We start from the raw sequence: 14,757 nt of genomic DNA on the forward strand, positions 1-14,757 counted from the left end.
AAGGATGTAAAAATATTTATTCCAGAAATACCAAAGGAGTGGAAACAACGAACACGTTCTGGTCACACAAATACATGGAATGACCGTTCTAATAACAATGAATTGCCGGAAGTCAGATTAGATCCACCTATGCACGGATTATATGCTGAAAGATTTGATGATGGCTGGTATTGGGTTTGCGGATGCAGCAAGTGTTTAAATAACAACGAAAAGTATTCGTATATTGTTTGTGATGAACACGATCGTTGCATTACATGTGGTACTCATAGGAAAGACCTGACTGAAATTCCTTGGGGACATCCAGATGGATTTAAATGCAAACCTTGTGCTGACAGAGAACGTAAAAAGAAAAGGGAAGAAGCCTTAAGAGAAGCAAAAAAGAAAGGACACTCTGAAAATGATTGCTGGAACACAAGTGAAATTATATGCCCGATATGTGATTCGGAGTGTTCAAACGAAGATATGTATGAGCCGGGAGAGCATGAAATAACTTGTTCAGTATGCGATGCAGAATTTATTGTGGAAATTGAGTACGAAGCAAGATACACATCCAAAACCAAATAAGTTGTTACGTAATACAATATTAATCTGAAACAAAAAGAGAATAGGGGATATTTAAGTAACCGTAATAACATTCTATTCTCATATGCAAATGAAACTTAAGTGAGAGGTGAGTAAGATGAGGCCTTTAACAAGACAAGAAATTAAGAAAAAAATTATAAATGATAAATACAATAAACAATACAATGAGAGGCAGCATGAAAGAGATATAAACGCAGTGGTAATAAATAGTGTTTCTAAGTCAATCGGAGGATTAAGAAGACCTAATCATAAAAAGGCTATAGGACAGAGGTGAATTATTTGGACAAGCTCAAAAATGAATTATATGAATGTATAGAAAAGTATGGTTCAACACATGAGATTACAATAGCTAAAAGCCAAGAACTAGATAGATATATGAATAAGAATGGTGGAGTTCTTAAAAAAGAAGGGGTGATGTAATGTTTGTACTTACAATACCAGGAGAACCAAAAGGGAAAGGAAGACCAAGACTAGGCAAGAATGTAACATACACTCCTAAGGATACTGTAGAGTATGAGAACTTAGTAAAACTATGCTTCTATCAAAGTGAGTATAAAAAGCTAGAAGGTGAAATTAAAGCAACTATTAAGGCGTATTACTCTATCCCTAAAAGTGCAAGTAAAAAGAATAGAAGTTTAATGGAACAAAACTTAATTAGACCAACGAAAAAGCCTGATTTGGATAATGTAGCAAAAATCATTTTAGATAGTTTAAATAAACTTGCATATGATGATGATAGCCAAGTTGTGGTCTTAGTAATTGAAAAATTTTATTCAGATAATCCAAGAGTAGTTGTAAGCTTAGATGCTCTTTAGCAGGTGATTTTATGAAGCAGGTTTGGAACTCATTCCAGGTTAGAGGAATAAAAGAAGTTGCAAATAAAACAATTCTACAGATTGAAACAGATATTCCAAAGGATCAAATATTAAGATACAAGTCAGATAGTGGGATATTAGGAGAAATAAGATTAGAAGATTATCGCACAATTACTGCAGAACAAAGGAAAAAGATATTTGCGTTTGTAAAAGATGTTTCTCTCTACACCGGATATGAAGCAGAGTATGTAAGAGATCTACTAACATTGAGTTTCTGTTATGAGAATAACATTGAACCATTTTCACTATCAAATTGTAGCCTGGAGGTTGCTAGGGAGTTTATAAGTTATCTAATTGACTTTTGTATTAGCTTAGATATTCCACTCTCACAATCAGCGCTAGAGCGTACAGATGATATAGGTAAGTTCTTGTACATGACTATTAAAAAAGAAATCTGCAGCATTTGTGGAGATAAAGGAACTATATACACCTTAGACAGAGATAAAAATAAAATGTGTCTCTGCCAAGTTCATCATGATTTGGCTAAATCAAAAGGATTATTGCAATTTCAAAAACTATATAAAGTTTATGGTATTAAATTTCAAGGAGGTTAAGGTAATGGGAACGTTAGTTGCAGTAGCAATACCATTTAAAAACTTCAGAGAAAAAATAAGATTAACTAAACATTGGATAAATAGAGCTAAAAAAGTAGAGATAAATAATAATTTTGTAATAGTTGAAATGGAGGATTTATAAATGAAAAGTACAGGAGTAGTTAGAAAGTCAGACCAATTAGGAAGAATAGTTTTACCAAAAGAATTAAGAAAGACATTAAACCTTAATGAAGGTGATTCACTAGAGATTTATACAGAGGGAGAAAATATCATCTTAAAAAAATATGCTCCAGGATGTGTATTCTGTGGTGAAGTTGATAATACCACTGAATATAAAGGACAAACTATTTGTAAGGGATGCTTAAAAGATTTGAAAGGAGCCAAATAGATGGAATATATAAACGACATTAATATCCTAGATGCAGTAATACATGTACTAGATAATAATTCGGACGAGCCAATATTAAATGAGTACAAGCTTGATTTAGGGGACGAGGTATATAAATTCTTGTACAGGCATTTAGAAAAATCATTTAAAGATGAAGAATTAAAATATGCAATTTTCAATATAGAAAGAAATATAGTTAAGGAACTTTCACAAGAGTATCTTAATGGAGTTAATACAGATTTAGTAGAAGTTTCTAAGGAAATAGCAAGACAGCTATTTAGCATCATGAAAGACAATGGGAATATTCCATCGTGTGATCTAATTGTAACAACACTTTCTACAGATCAAGGGCCACTATTAGCATTACTTAAGTTAGATTATGTAAACACATTCACTCATAAGATTGATTTTATAGAGGACAAGATAGGAATAAATTTAATAAGACAGTTTGGAGGATTACCTCAAACAAGCGCTCGTATAAGTAAGGCAGCATTTATTAAACCAATTAGAGAAAATCAAGATTTCAATCTAATGGTAATTGATAAGCAAAGGAAAAATAGAACTGAAGAAGAATATGGAGTCAATTATTTTATAAATAACTTTTTAGGATGCACTCTTATAAAGAATGAAAGAGATATGACAAAAACATTTATGAATAAATCTGAAACCTGGATAAGAAACAATGTAGTTCAAGATGCAGACAGAGCTGAACAGATAAGGAACGTTATCAAAAATAAGCTAAAGGAAGAAGAGTCTATAAATATTCCAGAACTTTCAGAGAAAATCTTTAAAGAAGAGCCTGAAGCAAAAAAGTCATTTGATGATTATATTACATCTCAAGGTTTAGGAGAAGAAATTCAAGTAGATAAGCAGTATGTAGAAAAGAAGCTTAAAAGAACTAGGTTAAAAATTGATAAGGATATAGATTTATACATTGATGAAGAATCATATAACGATAAGTCTAAATTTGAAATAGTAAGGAATGGCGATGGAAGCATCAATCTAGTTATTAAGCATGTTATGAACTATATAGAGAAATAGAACAGGAATAACCTCATATGGGAGTATAGCTATAAAATTATATTCTCATATGAGTTTCAAGTGAGAAGGTGAGGTAATGAAGCGGTGCATATTATGCCATAGATCACTTAAATCAGAGGAAAGTCTAGCAAGGGGAATGGGTCCAAGTTGCTGGGCAAAACTCAAAAAGATTGATAAGGAAGAAAAGCGAAAAAGAAAATTAAAGTTTGAAGCTAAAAAGCGTAAAGAGGAAGTATTAAAAGGGCAAGTTAGTTTTGAAGAATTGGAGGGGATTTAATGGAATTAGTAATAGACAACTTTGCAGGAGGTGGAGGGGCATCTACTGGGATTGAACTAGCGATAGGGCGTTCAGTCGATATAGCAATTAATCATGATCCTGATGCTATTGCAATGCACAAAGCAAATCATCCAAAGAGTAAACACTACTGTGAAAGTGTTTGGGAAGTAGATCCTATTGAAGCAACTCAAAGAAAACCAGTTGCATTAGCTTGGTTTAGTCCAGATTGTAAGCACTTTAGTAAGGCTAAGGGCGGAAAACCAGTTGAAAAGAAAATACGTGGACTAGCATGGATTGTTCTTAAGTGGGCAGGAAAAGTTAGACCGAGAGTTATTATATTAGAAAATGTTGAAGAATTTCAAACCTGGGGGCCTTTAAAAAAGGGCAGACCTATAAAAAATAAAAAGGGAGAAACATTCAGGAAATGGAAAGGGCAGCTTGAATCATTAGGGTATGTAGTAGACCATAGAGAATTAAAAGCTTGTGATTATGGTGCTCCTACAATAAGAAAAAGATTCTTCTTAATAGCCAGGTGTGATGGTAAAAAAATTGTATGGCCTGAACCAACACATGGAAATCCAAATACTTTAGAAGTTCAAGCAGGGTTATTAAAACCATGGAAGACTGCAGCAGATATTATCGATTGGTCAATTCCATGTAAAAGTATTTTCGAAAGAAGTAAACCATTAGCAGAAAATACACTCAAAAGAATAGCAAAAGGTCTTGAAAAATTTGTCTTTAAAAACCCTGAACCGTTTATTGTGAGTATTGGTCAAACTGGATTTAGTAAGGACAGGTCAAGAAGTATACATGATCCTTTGAATACTATAGTCAGTAAAGCAGAAGCTTGCTTGGTTGCACCTACACTTATTCAGTACCATACAGAAACAAGTAAAACAGGTGTAAGAGGACAGAAAGTAAATGAACCATTAATGACATTGGATAGTTCGCCAAGATACGGACTTGTAAGTGCATTCATATCAAAAAGTTATGCAGGTGAGAGTAGATCTGTTGCAAGTGGAATGAATGATGGAATACACACTATTACTGCTAGAGCTTGTCATTCATTAGTTGAAGTCAAGCTAGATAAAGAATGCACTAATCATCATGAAGAAGTACAAAAATATTTGAATAAATACTATGGGAAACCAGTATTTGGTGATAAGGCAAATCAATCATTTTTAACTAAATACTATGGAAATGATGTGGGACAAGATATAGATAAACCTTTAGGTACTGTTACAAGTAAAGATAAGTTTGGATTGATAACAATAAAAGAAGTAGATTATCAAATAGTTGATATTGGATTGAGGATGCTAGAACCTCATGAACTATTTGCAGCTCAAGGTTTCCCTTCTAACTATATTATTGACCATGACTATACCGGGAAACCATATCGTAAAACAGCACAAGTTGCAAGATGTGGAAATGCAGTTCCGCCACCATTTGCAAAAGCTTTAGTTGAAGCTAATCTACCAGAATTATGTGATAAGAAATTGAAAGAAATAAGTTAGAAGGGTGAAGTATATGAAGTTTTTAATAGTTTGTTCAATAATTTACATTGCATTATTAGTAGCTTTTTGCGTTTGCATTATAAAACGTTGGCTTAAAGTAAATAAAAGAATAAAGCAGCTAGATAAAGACATAGAGAACCTTCAGATGAAACTAAGAACAGCACATGCTAAAGAAGATATTAAGAAACAGATAACACAGAAGATATGGTTAAGAAAAAGATTGTTAGGGGAAGACAATTAACCATTCTAGATAACGATAGAAAAATATCATGTAGGTACGTAATATTAATTTTGTCGCTGTAATTAAATTTAAATAGGTCTTTGAAAATCGAATAATATGATGCTTACAATTTGTGTTATAATTGATTCAGAATATCAAATTATGGTTAATTAAAATAAAGATAGAAAATATCTAGTAGATATCATTATGGAGGATATAATGCTTGTAGCTATTCCAATTGTTATTTCAGTAATATCATTAATATTGAGTTTAATTTTAGCTTTTCGAACATGGTGGACTGAACGTTTTAAATTAGATTTTGAATTTATAAAATGGTTTGGTAGTAATGATGGGAATCACCCTATGTTTCTTTGGTTATATATAAAGAATTATTCAAAACTTCCTTGTTCAGTTTTAGAAATTAAGACGTATTATGAACGTAATGGAGAAATAATTGAAGGGTCTGGTACAGGAAGTAAAAAATTAGTATTAACAAAGATAAGAGGCGATAAGAATTCAAATGAAGTTTATAGTTTGGATTATCCAATAAAAATAGAACCGTATAATTCTATTGGTGGATATTTTCATGTATTTTCTAAGTATGGATTTTATCCTTATGAAGAAGGTGTTATTAAAATTACAGTTAGAACGACGAGAGGTTCTGTAACGAAGAAGGTGTTTATGGATAGAGGAAAAAATATCTTCCGTGTTTTGCAACGTAGAAATTTATCTAATGATATGATAGTTGAAAAAAGAACAGATGGTTCCATAATTAATTACTTAAACGATACGGATTAAGATTAATTACTATATATCAAGCTCAAAGTGAATTTTTTCTCGTATCATAAATAAATAAATAAATAAAAAATAAATAGCAAATTGTAAAATCGCATTATTCAAGAAATTGAATTTGCGATTTTTTTAATGCGGCATACCAATAATTAATCCTCCAAATACAAATGTATATGTAGTTGAGGGTGATGAAACTTAAAGGAGGGATGTTGATTGAAAATATATAGAGTATTGGTAGACAAGCTGCCTAAGGAATGTCTTTTATGTCCTTTAAAAACAAATGGAATAAAGATAGAAAACCTTCAGTGTGGAAAAATAAACACACAAACATCTGAGGAATGGACTGTGGGAAGTTTTGTTCCTGATAATAGATGCAGGTTAGAAGAAATGTAGGAGGGATAATGATGACTAAAGAGGAGTTATTAAAGTATAGAAAAATATCTCATGAGATAGATTTACTTAAAAGACAATTAGAAAAAGTTGAACCTGAGTATACAACTGATTCAGTTACTGGCTCATATGTAGACTTCCCTTTCGTACAACATAATATTAAAATATCTGGTTATGACACTGACACCTATAAAAAAAGAATTGCTAATATAAAAAGAAGGTTAAGTAAAAATCTTAATGAACTGATGGAAGAAAAGGACAAGCTTACAGAATATATTTATAGCTTGGATGATAGCAGTCTTAGGCAGATATTAATTTATAAATACATTGATGGACTATCATGGATGGAGATAGGTAATAAAATGAATTATGCAACTAGTACAGTAAGATTGAAACACGATACTTTCATGAAAAGATTAGCACCTATTAGCACATCAAACGTGTTATGATTGTATCATGGAAATGTATATATTATGGCAGTAAGTAGGGACTTACAACTGGTTACTGTGGTGAAACACTCAATTAATTTTGGGTGTTTTTTTATTTTGGTGTAATGGGCGGTGTGATTTAAACTAATCATCAAAACAAAGGAGGAATGAAAATGAAAATATTAAGTTTATTTAGTGGGATAGGTGCTTTTGAAAAGGCATTAGAAAATCTAAAGGTTGATTATGAATTAGTGAATTATTGTGAGATTGATAAGTTTGCAAGTTATGCATATGAAATTATACATAATAAACCAGATCACTTTAATTTGGGGGATATAACAAAAGTTAATATTAATTTGCTCAAAGATTTTGACTTACTTACTCATGGAAGTCCTTGTCAAAGCTTTAGTTTGGCAGGTAATGGAGAAGGTGGGGATGAAGGTAGTGGAACAAAATCTTCATTAATGTGGTATACAGTTGATATTATTAGAAATAAGATGCCTAAGTATATCATTTGGGAGAATGTGAAAGCTGTAATATGCAAGAAACATAAACATAATTTCGATAAGTACATTTCAACATTAAGTGATTTAGGATACAATAACTACTTTAAAGTTTTAAATAGCAAAGATTATGGAGCTGCACAAAGCAGAGAAAGATTGTTTGTTATTTCAATAAGAAAAGATGCAGATACTAAAGGATTCTTATTTAAAGTAAGAGATCATAGAAAAACTACTATGAGAGATATATTAGATGTATACACTGATGAAAAATATTATATAAAAGATAATATAGCAAATGAATTAACTAAGCGTTTTGAAATGAAACTAAATAATAGAAAACCGAGTGAAAATGGAATACTTAAATTAGGAGATATTAATAATCCTAAATTACTGGATATGAATAAGCGTGTATTCTCTAAGGATGGTACAAGCCCGACACTATTAACTGGTGGAGATAGTATACCTAAGATAGTAGAATGTAGAATCAGAAGACTTAATCCTCATGAGTGTTGGAAGTTACAAGGATTTGGAGATGAGTACCATAAGGTTAAAGAAGCACTAGAAGAAAAATTTTATAATGGCAAAGATAATTCAGATAGTCAAATGTATAAAATGGCTGGGAATAGTATAAATGTTGATGTTTTAGAAGATCTATTCTTTGAATTATTTATTGAGAGATAAAAACAAATTATCAGAGTAAACTGGAGGTGATAATATGGAGTATACAGCAATGAAATGTAAGTCATGCAAGAAAGAATTCGTAGTTGTGACAGAGGATCATGAAGCAAACAAGCGTGAAGGTAAGTATACTTCATGTTGTTACTGCGGATCTAAAAGAATAATTAAGGAAAAAGAGACAGACTCAATTAAAGAATGCATGAAGGAGAGATCATATTTTAGAAACAAAAATGGAGCAATTCAGCAAAGATAAGAATATGAAAACAATAAATGAAAAGCTTAAATTTCAATGATTTGTTTATTGTTTAAATGTCCGGCATGCTAGGGAGAATATTCTATGAAGAATAGACTTTCCTAACAATAATACTTTTATCATTAATTAAGAATTATAATTTATCGTAATAATAAATATTACTTGAAATCGTAAATGCATCTTAATTAATGACTTAATCATATGAGATACTTTCCCTAACATACCCGCACCTCCGCAATATTTAGTTTTCGAAATAGTTTATGAATCCTGTTAAAATTTGGTTCAAAAATTAAAGGATATCAGTTCTTTTTGTAGAAGTTATTCTATTGGAGGGGTGAGAGAATGGATAAAATAATAGATATTAAGAAAAATTATATTCATGAGTTAAATCGAATAACGAACAAATTAAACCAATTAGAAAATGGTAGAGTATATGAATTAAGTAAGGTTAAAAGTGATGGTAGTATAGTTACTAATGTATGTCAATTGAGAGAAATGATTGATAAATTATTAGGTATGATAGAATATAATGAAGAATCTGAAATAATAAAAGCTTTTAAAATGAAAGATGAAGCTGGATTATAATCAAAAGAACTCTTAATCGAGTTCTTTTTCATTTATACAAGTATAAGGCAGGTGGTGAGTATGTAATGCCAAGGAGCAGAAGTCCCAATAGGGATAGAGCATTTGATTTATACAAAGTTAAAAAAGGAGCGATAACAAATAGAGAGATAGCAACCGTACTAAATGAAGATGAAAAGAAGATTGCAGTATGGAAGCAAAGGGATAAATGGAATGAAAATATTAATGTTGTACAACAAAAAAATAAAAGTTGTACAACAAAATGTAAAACAAAGAAAAAAGAAGTTAATGAAAAGCCTGTTGTTGAGGAAGTTGAGGAGGTATTAAAAAATACTGAATTAACTGATAAGCAAAGGCTTTTTTGCATTCACTATATAAAATGCTTTAATGCCACTAAAGCAGCAATTAAGGCAGGGTACTCAAAAGATACTGCAGGAGAGCAAGGATATCAACTACTTCAAAAAACTTCAATTCAGACTGAGATTAATAAACTCAAAGCTTATAAGTTAAATAGGGCAATGTTAAGTGAAGATGACATATTCCAAAAGTACATTGATATTGCATTTACAGATATAAGTGACTATATGGATTTTGGACAAAGGGAAGTACCTATGTTAAATCCAGTATCAGGAGAACCACTCATTAATGAGGATGGTAATCCCATGACTTATACCGTAGATTTTGCTCATTTTAAAGATAGTAGCGAAGTTGATGGGACTTTAATATCTGAAATTTCAAAAGGTAAAGATGGAGCTAAGCTAAAGCTACAGGATAAAATGAAAGCATTACGATGGTTATCAGATAGAATGGATTTATTATCAACTGAAACAAAAGAAAAACTTAAGATTGAGAATGCTAAATTAGATCTAGCGAGAGCCAAATCTGGAAATGAAGATAATGAGGAAATAGAAGACGATGGATTCATTGAAGCACTTCAAGGAACTGTAAAAGAGGTGGAGTGGACTGATGAAGAAATTAATTAATAGAGTAAAAAAGGTTATCTTTAAATTTAGTCCATTTTCAGTTAAGCAATTAAAAGTATTAAATTGGTGGCTTCCTAATTCTCCAGTAAAAGATAAAGATGGAATAATAGCAGATGGCTCAATTAGAAGTGGTAAAACATTATCTATGTCATTAAGCTATGTTCTTTGGGCAATGAGTACATTTGAAAATCAAAGCTTTGGAATGTGCGGAAAAACGATAGGATCATTTAGACGTAATGTTCTTTTTTGGCTTAAGCTAATGCTAAAGGCTAGAAAGTATAAGGTAGACGATTTAAGAGCAGACAATTTAGTAATTATATCAAAGAATGGGGTAACAAATTACTTTTATATTTTTGGTGGTAAGGATGAAAGGTCACAAGATCTTATACAAGGTATAACTTTAGCTGGAGTCTTCTTTGATGAAGTTGCATTAATGCCCGAAAGCTTTGTTAATCAAGCAACAGGACGATGTTCAGTTGATGGCTCAAAGTATTGGTTTAACTGCAATCCAGATGGACCATATCACTGGTTTAAGATTAATTGGATAGATAAGAAGAAAGAAAAAAATATACTATATCTTCACTTTACAATGGATGATAATTTAAGTTTATCGGAAGAAATAAAGAGTAGATATAAAAAAATGTATTCAGGAGTTTTCTATAAAAGATATATCTTAGGACTTTGGGTGATGGCTGAAGGAATTATCTATGATATGTTCAATGAAGCAGTTCACAAAGTAGCAAATATCTTTAGGGCGTACACTGAATACTACGTTAGTATTGACTACGGTACTCAAAACGCAACTGTTTTTATTTTATGGGGTAAATGTGATGGCAAGTGGTATGCCGTTAAGGAATACTATTATAGCGGACGAGAGGAAGTAAAGCAGAAAACAGATAACAAATATTATACTGACTTAGAAGAATTCTTAGGAGATATTATTCCAAAGGAAATAATAATAGATCCTAGTGCTGCTTCATTTATTGCAGTTATAAGAGAAAAAGGGAAATACAAAGTTAGAAAAGCGAATAATGATGTTGATGATGGCATTAGAAATGTCAGCAGAGCATTGAGCCTTGGGTTAATTTTCTTTAATAATTGTTGTGAAATGATTTTTAGAGAATTCTTTTCATATATTTGGGATGAAAAAGCAAGTAGAACAGGTAAGGATAAGCCAGTAAAAGAAAATGATCATGCGATGGATGCTATAAGATATTTTGTTAATACGATACTATTTAAAGATATGAATCCATATGATGATGAAGTTTATAGCAAAGGAAAAGGTGTTAATAAGACTACTAATCCATACAGGAAAGGAGGAACAGTATTCTAATGCCAGATATAAGAGAAACACTATTAGGACTTCCTACTTCTGAAGTTAAGGAAAGGAAGAAAGTAAAAAGAGATTATTATTTTTATAAAGGTGAATGCAAAGATATTGATGCTGCTAAAGTAGACAAAGTTTTATTGGGTCAAAGTTGGGATGTTAATGATAATGTTGACTATACTCCAACACAAGACATAAGAAATAAAACGAAGCCATTGCTAAAGAAACAAGCTAGATTCATGTTTGGGAATGAACCTTTTATTCTATTTAAGCCAGATAACCTAGATGATAAAGATAAATGTGAAGGATTAAGAAGATTTGTTGATGATGTTCTAGAAAGTAATAAATTCTGGAATAACACTAGAAAAGCCTTTCTTATGAGTACTATAAAAAAGAGAATCCTTTTAAGAGTTGAAGCTAATCCAGATATGCCAATCATAATTAAATATGAAAATATTGAAGACTTCTATTACAAAGAGCAGAATGGAAGATTACTCGAAGTTAAGTTTTTTGAAGATGATGAAGAAAATGTCTTTAAGGATTCAGATAGTGGAAAAATTTATTACATTCACACTTATTATTACGATAAGCAAGATGGAGCTTCTGATTATGAGGCATTTTATATGAAGCAAACCTACAAGGGTGACGATCTTAACAAACCTACAGAAGAAATTACTCAAGCAACTGGATTTGAAAATATACCATGTTGGTTAATAAAAAATGGTGGAGAGTTAGGGGATGATTTTGGAGAATCTGATGTAGATGATTTAAGGGAACTCCAAAATAAATACAATAGAAAAAATTCAGACTTTGCCGATGCATTAAGATTTCAAATGTTTGGTGCAGAAGCTGTTATCGATGGTGAAAAAGAAGATGTAGATAGTTTAACTGTAGCGCCTAATGCACTTCATGCAATAAGAACTAATAGTGAAGCTGCAGAGCAAGGGAAACAAGCAATTATTCAAAGACTTGAATATAGCATGGGGAATGCAGAAGCTGCTAATTCATATTTAAATAGACTAGATGAAGATATGAGAAGTATACTTGATATGCCGTCGGTAAAAGACTTAAGCAATATACCAAGTGCCAAGGCAATGAAGTATCTTTATAATGACTTAATTGGACGATGTGAGGAAAAGTGGAATGATTGGGAGCCAATATTAAAAGAATTGATTGGCTTTATCATAACAGCAGGAAAGCATTGTTATAAAGATAAATTTAAAGATGAATGGAGCAAGTTAAAATATACGATTATATTTACTCATAACTATCCATTACCTTCAGATGATGAAGATAAAAAGAAATTAGCCTTAGAAGAAGTTAATGCAAATGTAAGAAGTCGTACAAGCTACATTAAGGAATTTACAGATGAAGAGGACGCAGAAAGTGCATTAGAACAAATTCTTGATGAAATTCAAATGGTTAATGCAGCAGAACAGGACCAATATCAAAAGGGAGTAAATCAAGAGATTAATTCTGGTGGTGTTAGCTAGTGAGTGAATACCAAGATAGAATTCTTGAGGCAAGAAAGGAGTTTTTAAAGCTCACAATCGCTCAAGAAAATGAGATTTTAAAAATATATGAAGATGCAAGTAAGCAAATAAGTTATAAATTATGTAAAGCTAAACCAGGAGGATTAACATCAAGGTACTTAAGCGAATTAGATAGATCTATTAAGGATTACGTAAATGAAGTTAGAACAAATTTAAGTAAATCTTTGAAAAATGGCATTGAGGCAAGTGCACAAATAGCAAGTTCAGTTCAAGCCAGTTATATTGACATGATGAATCCAAGAGAAGATATTAAGAACACATTTAGTAAGATGTTTACTTTGTTACCCAAAGATATAACAAAACAGCTTATTGGTTCTAATTATTATTCTGATGGCAAAACATTAGATCAACGTTTATGGGAATTAACTAAAAGTAATTCAAGAGCAATAGATAATCTAATAAAGATAAATGTTGCTAAAGGTGCAAATGCGAGAGAGTTGGCTGAACAATTGGATTCTTATATTAATCCTAAGAATAAAATGGAATCAAAGCCGTTATATATGATTAATGATAAAGGCAATAAAGTAAAAGTTCCATTACCTGATGGCGTAAGCTATAACGTCTCATATCAAGCTAGAAGATTGGCAAGGACTAGCCTAACTCATGCTCATAATGAGAGTTATATTCAAGGTTCAAAAATGAATCCTTTTTGCAAGGGACTAAAGTGGAATCTGAGTCCAGCGCACTACGAAAGAATGCATGGGAGAAGTGATATATGTGACGAGAATGCGAATAGTAATAAATACTCACTAGGACAAGGAGTTTATCCATCAAATGAATATCCTACATCCCATCCTAACTGTTTATGTTATCCTACTCAAGAAAACACACCAGTAGATCAGGCAAGAGATGAACTAATTGATTGGTTAAACGGTGGAGAAAATAGTGAATTAGATAATTGGTATAAGAACTTTGGGAAAGAATTTGGATTAACCGAAGAACTTAACAATAAAACAAGTGATATTGTTCCTAAAAATGGATATAATAATAGTAAAGAAGCTAAGGAATATTTAATGAATAATCTGGGGTTCGAAAAGGTATCTTTTTCAGGTTTGAAAGATGACCTTGGAGTTATGATTACAAGAAAAATTGAGAATGTTTTTAATAATTTCCCTGAACTTAGAGGATTTATTAATGAAATAAAAGTAACTTCAACTAAGACAGCTTATGCTTCAGCTTCACTATCATATAATAGAATTGAAAAAGAAATGCATGCAACATTAAATATATCTAAGGTCTTAATGGGTGATATGGAAACTGTTAATAAATATTACCTAAGAGATTTAAAAGCAAAATTTCATCCTAAAGGTACCGATGCTGAATCTATTATAACTCATGAACTTGGACACTTTATAGAATTCATCTTGAATATAAAATTAGGAAAAGGAAGTATTGAAGATGGAATAAATAATATTAGGAACTCTACTATATCAAGAGAGTTAAGAGAAGAAACCTTGAATTTATGCAAGATCGGTTTAAGTGATATTGATAAAAATCTCTCGATATATGCTAGAGAAAACTCAGCGGAATTCATGGCAGAAGCTTTTGCAGAGGCAATGGACTCAAAAAGGCCTAGAAAGATAGCAAAAATATTCATGAAACTATTAAGAACGAGAATGGAGGAATTAAAGTGACAATGCCATATTTACCGGAGGAATTAGCAGATTATATAGTAACATCTGATAATGAGGATGGATTAAAAATTAGTGAAGATGCTCCAGAAGAGATAAAGAAGAAATTTAGAGAATGGAGAAAAGAAGTAGAAGTACCTACTATCGAGATTGTGTAAGATAAAATCCGATAGTAGGTACTTTTAT

Annotated in this window: 22 protein-coding genes; all 22 read left to right on the top strand. The window is 31.4% G+C overall.

Annotation, left to right across the window (positions count from 1 at the left end; all coding sequences use genetic code 11):
* Positions 1 to 102 precede the first annotated feature (102 nt).
* The 22 genes from L1S47_RS15525 to L1S47_RS15630 all read left to right on the top strand — a co-directional run bounded on the left by L1S47_RS15525 (position 103) and on the right by L1S47_RS15630 (position 14,729).
* On the top strand, positions 103 to 564 hold the full coding sequence (locus L1S47_RS15525) for a hypothetical protein (protein ID WP_238884461.1): 462 nt from the start codon (positions 103 to 105) through the stop codon (positions 562 to 564).
* A gap of 115 nt (positions 565 to 679) precedes the next feature.
* Complete coding sequence (locus tag L1S47_RS15530) at positions 680 to 856, top strand: hypothetical protein (RefSeq protein ID WP_238884463.1); 177 nt, start codon at positions 680 to 682, stop codon at positions 854 to 856.
* Between the two features lie 5 nt (positions 857 to 861).
* A complete protein-coding gene (locus tag L1S47_RS15535) occupies positions 862 to 1,002 on the top strand; it encodes an aspartyl-phosphate phosphatase Spo0E family protein (protein ID WP_275297861.1) in 141 nt (46 codons plus the stop codon).
* Positions 1,002 to 1,397 (top strand): RusA family crossover junction endodeoxyribonuclease, encoded by a 396-nt coding sequence (locus L1S47_RS15540; RefSeq protein ID WP_238884471.1) that lies wholly within the window; start codon positions 1,002 to 1,004, stop codon positions 1,395 to 1,397. The genes L1S47_RS15535 and L1S47_RS15540 overlap by 1 nt, the downstream gene beginning before the upstream one ends.
* 11 nt (positions 1,398 to 1,408) lie before the next feature.
* Positions 1,409 to 2,011 (top strand): putative HNHc nuclease, encoded by a 603-nt coding sequence (locus L1S47_RS15545; protein ID WP_238884473.1) that lies wholly within the window; start codon positions 1,409 to 1,411, stop codon positions 2,009 to 2,011.
* 4 nt (positions 2,012 to 2,015) lie between these two features.
* Entirely contained in the window at positions 2,016 to 2,153 is a 138-nt protein-coding gene (locus tag L1S47_RS15550) for a hypothetical protein (protein ID WP_238884475.1), read from the top strand.
* Entirely contained in the window at positions 2,154 to 2,399 is a 246-nt protein-coding gene (locus L1S47_RS15555; protein ID WP_238884476.1) for an AbrB/MazE/SpoVT family DNA-binding domain-containing protein, read from the top strand.
* Positions 2,400 to 3,440: a nucleoid-associated protein gene (locus L1S47_RS15560; RefSeq protein ID WP_238884478.1), complete on the top strand. Its 1,041-nt coding sequence runs from the start codon at positions 2,400 to 2,402 to the stop codon at positions 3,438 to 3,440.
* Between the two features lie 76 nt (positions 3,441 to 3,516).
* On the top strand, positions 3,517 to 3,717 hold the full coding sequence (locus tag L1S47_RS15565) for a DUF6011 domain-containing protein (protein WP_238884480.1): 201 nt from the start codon (positions 3,517 to 3,519) through the stop codon (positions 3,715 to 3,717).
* Positions 3,717 to 5,231, top strand: a complete 1,515-nt coding sequence (locus L1S47_RS15570) for a DNA cytosine methyltransferase (protein WP_238884481.1) — start codon at positions 3,717 to 3,719, stop codon at positions 5,229 to 5,231. The genes L1S47_RS15565 and L1S47_RS15570 overlap by 1 nt, the downstream gene beginning before the upstream one ends.
* 13 nt (positions 5,232 to 5,244) lie before the next feature.
* Positions 5,245 to 5,472 (top strand): hypothetical protein, encoded by a 228-nt coding sequence (locus tag L1S47_RS15575; protein WP_238884482.1) that lies wholly within the window; start codon positions 5,245 to 5,247, stop codon positions 5,470 to 5,472.
* 198 nt (positions 5,473 to 5,670) lie between these two features.
* Positions 5,671 to 6,249, top strand: coding sequence for a hypothetical protein (locus L1S47_RS15580; protein WP_238884483.1), 579 nt, complete (start codon positions 5,671 to 5,673; stop codon positions 6,247 to 6,249).
* A 207-nt stretch (positions 6,250 to 6,456) separates the two neighbouring features.
* Positions 6,457 to 6,636, top strand: coding sequence for a hypothetical protein (locus tag L1S47_RS15585; RefSeq protein WP_238884485.1), 180 nt, complete (start codon positions 6,457 to 6,459; stop codon positions 6,634 to 6,636).
* Between the two features lie 8 nt (positions 6,637 to 6,644).
* Entirely contained in the window at positions 6,645 to 7,082 is a 438-nt protein-coding gene (locus L1S47_RS15590) for a hypothetical protein (RefSeq protein ID WP_238884486.1), read from the top strand.
* A 152-nt stretch (positions 7,083 to 7,234) separates the two neighbouring features.
* Positions 7,235 to 8,245 (top strand): DNA (cytosine-5-)-methyltransferase, encoded by a 1,011-nt coding sequence (gene dcm / locus L1S47_RS15595; RefSeq protein WP_238884488.1) that lies wholly within the window; start codon positions 7,235 to 7,237, stop codon positions 8,243 to 8,245.
* 34 nt (positions 8,246 to 8,279) lie between these two features.
* Positions 8,280 to 8,495 (top strand): hypothetical protein, encoded by a 216-nt coding sequence (locus L1S47_RS15600; RefSeq protein WP_238884490.1) that lies wholly within the window; start codon positions 8,280 to 8,282, stop codon positions 8,493 to 8,495.
* A gap of 342 nt (positions 8,496 to 8,837) precedes the next feature.
* The gene (locus tag L1S47_RS15605; protein ID WP_238884491.1) at positions 8,838 to 9,080 is read left to right on the top strand and encodes a hypothetical protein; all 243 of its coding nucleotides are present in this window, start codon (positions 8,838 to 8,840) and stop codon (positions 9,078 to 9,080) included.
* 65 nt (positions 9,081 to 9,145) lie between these two features.
* Positions 9,146 to 10,060 (top strand): terminase small subunit, encoded by a 915-nt coding sequence (locus tag L1S47_RS15610; RefSeq protein ID WP_238884496.1) that lies wholly within the window; start codon positions 9,146 to 9,148, stop codon positions 10,058 to 10,060.
* Complete coding sequence (locus L1S47_RS15615) at positions 10,044 to 11,393, top strand: PBSX family phage terminase large subunit (RefSeq protein ID WP_238884498.1); 1,350 nt, start codon at positions 10,044 to 10,046, stop codon at positions 11,391 to 11,393. The genes L1S47_RS15610 and L1S47_RS15615 overlap by 17 nt, the downstream gene beginning before the upstream one ends.
* Positions 11,393 to 12,880, top strand: a complete 1,488-nt coding sequence (locus L1S47_RS15620; protein ID WP_238884500.1) for a phage portal protein — start codon at positions 11,393 to 11,395, stop codon at positions 12,878 to 12,880. Before L1S47_RS15615 ends, L1S47_RS15620 begins: the two co-directional genes overlap by 1 nt.
* Complete coding sequence (locus tag L1S47_RS15625) at positions 12,880 to 14,574, top strand: hypothetical protein (RefSeq protein ID WP_238884502.1); 1,695 nt, start codon at positions 12,880 to 12,882, stop codon at positions 14,572 to 14,574. The genes L1S47_RS15620 and L1S47_RS15625 overlap by 1 nt, the downstream gene beginning before the upstream one ends.
* The gene (locus L1S47_RS15630; protein WP_238884503.1) at positions 14,571 to 14,729 is read left to right on the top strand and encodes a hypothetical protein; all 159 of its coding nucleotides are present in this window, start codon (positions 14,571 to 14,573) and stop codon (positions 14,727 to 14,729) included. Before L1S47_RS15625 ends, L1S47_RS15630 begins: the two co-directional genes overlap by 4 nt.
* Positions 14,730 to 14,757 lie beyond the last annotated feature (28 nt).

It is taken from the genome of Clostridium sp. YIM B02551, from assembly GCF_022324735.1.
Taxonomy (GTDB): Bacteria; Bacillota; Clostridia; order Clostridiales; family Clostridiaceae; genus Clostridium_T; species Clostridium_T paridis.

What these genes read in the sequence shown, in the direction of transcription:
- L1S47_RS15530 (WP_238884463.1), top strand. Translation starts at nt 680, where the DNA reads ATGAGGCCTTTAACAAGACAAGAAATTAAGAAAAAAATTATAAATGAT.
- L1S47_RS15540 (WP_238884471.1), top strand. Translation starts at nt 1,002, where the DNA reads ATGTTTGTACTTACAATACCAGGAGAACCAAAAGGGAAAGGAAGACCA.
- L1S47_RS15545 (WP_238884473.1), top strand. Translation starts at nt 1,409, where the DNA reads ATGAAGCAGGTTTGGAACTCATTCCAGGTTAGAGGAATAAAAGAAGTT.
- L1S47_RS15550 (WP_238884475.1), top strand. Translation starts at nt 2,016, where the DNA reads ATGGGAACGTTAGTTGCAGTAGCAATACCATTTAAAAACTTCAGAGAA.
- L1S47_RS15555 (WP_238884476.1), top strand. Translation starts at nt 2,154, where the DNA reads ATGAAAAGTACAGGAGTAGTTAGAAAGTCAGACCAATTAGGAAGAATA.
- L1S47_RS15560 (WP_238884478.1), top strand. Translation starts at nt 2,400, where the DNA reads ATGGAATATATAAACGACATTAATATCCTAGATGCAGTAATACATGTA.
- L1S47_RS15565 (WP_238884480.1), top strand. Translation starts at nt 3,517, where the DNA reads ATGAAGCGGTGCATATTATGCCATAGATCACTTAAATCAGAGGAAAGT.
- L1S47_RS15570 (WP_238884481.1), top strand. Translation starts at nt 3,717, where the DNA reads ATGGAATTAGTAATAGACAACTTTGCAGGAGGTGGAGGGGCATCTACT.
- L1S47_RS15575 (WP_238884482.1), top strand. Translation starts at nt 5,245, where the DNA reads ATGAAGTTTTTAATAGTTTGTTCAATAATTTACATTGCATTATTAGTA.
- L1S47_RS15580 (WP_238884483.1), top strand. Translation starts at nt 5,671, where the DNA reads ATGCTTGTAGCTATTCCAATTGTTATTTCAGTAATATCATTAATATTG.
- L1S47_RS15590 (WP_238884486.1), top strand. Translation starts at nt 6,645, where the DNA reads ATGATGACTAAAGAGGAGTTATTAAAGTATAGAAAAATATCTCATGAG.
- dcm (WP_238884488.1), top strand. Translation starts at nt 7,235, where the DNA reads ATGAAAATATTAAGTTTATTTAGTGGGATAGGTGCTTTTGAAAAGGCA.
- L1S47_RS15600 (WP_238884490.1), top strand. Translation starts at nt 8,280, where the DNA reads ATGGAGTATACAGCAATGAAATGTAAGTCATGCAAGAAAGAATTCGTA.
- L1S47_RS15605 (WP_238884491.1), top strand. Translation starts at nt 8,838, where the DNA reads ATGGATAAAATAATAGATATTAAGAAAAATTATATTCATGAGTTAAAT.
- L1S47_RS15610 (WP_238884496.1), top strand. Translation starts at nt 9,146, where the DNA reads ATGCCAAGGAGCAGAAGTCCCAATAGGGATAGAGCATTTGATTTATAC.
- L1S47_RS15615 (WP_238884498.1), top strand. Translation starts at nt 10,044, where the DNA reads ATGAAGAAATTAATTAATAGAGTAAAAAAGGTTATCTTTAAATTTAGT.
- L1S47_RS15620 (WP_238884500.1), top strand. Translation starts at nt 11,393, where the DNA reads ATGCCAGATATAAGAGAAACACTATTAGGACTTCCTACTTCTGAAGTT.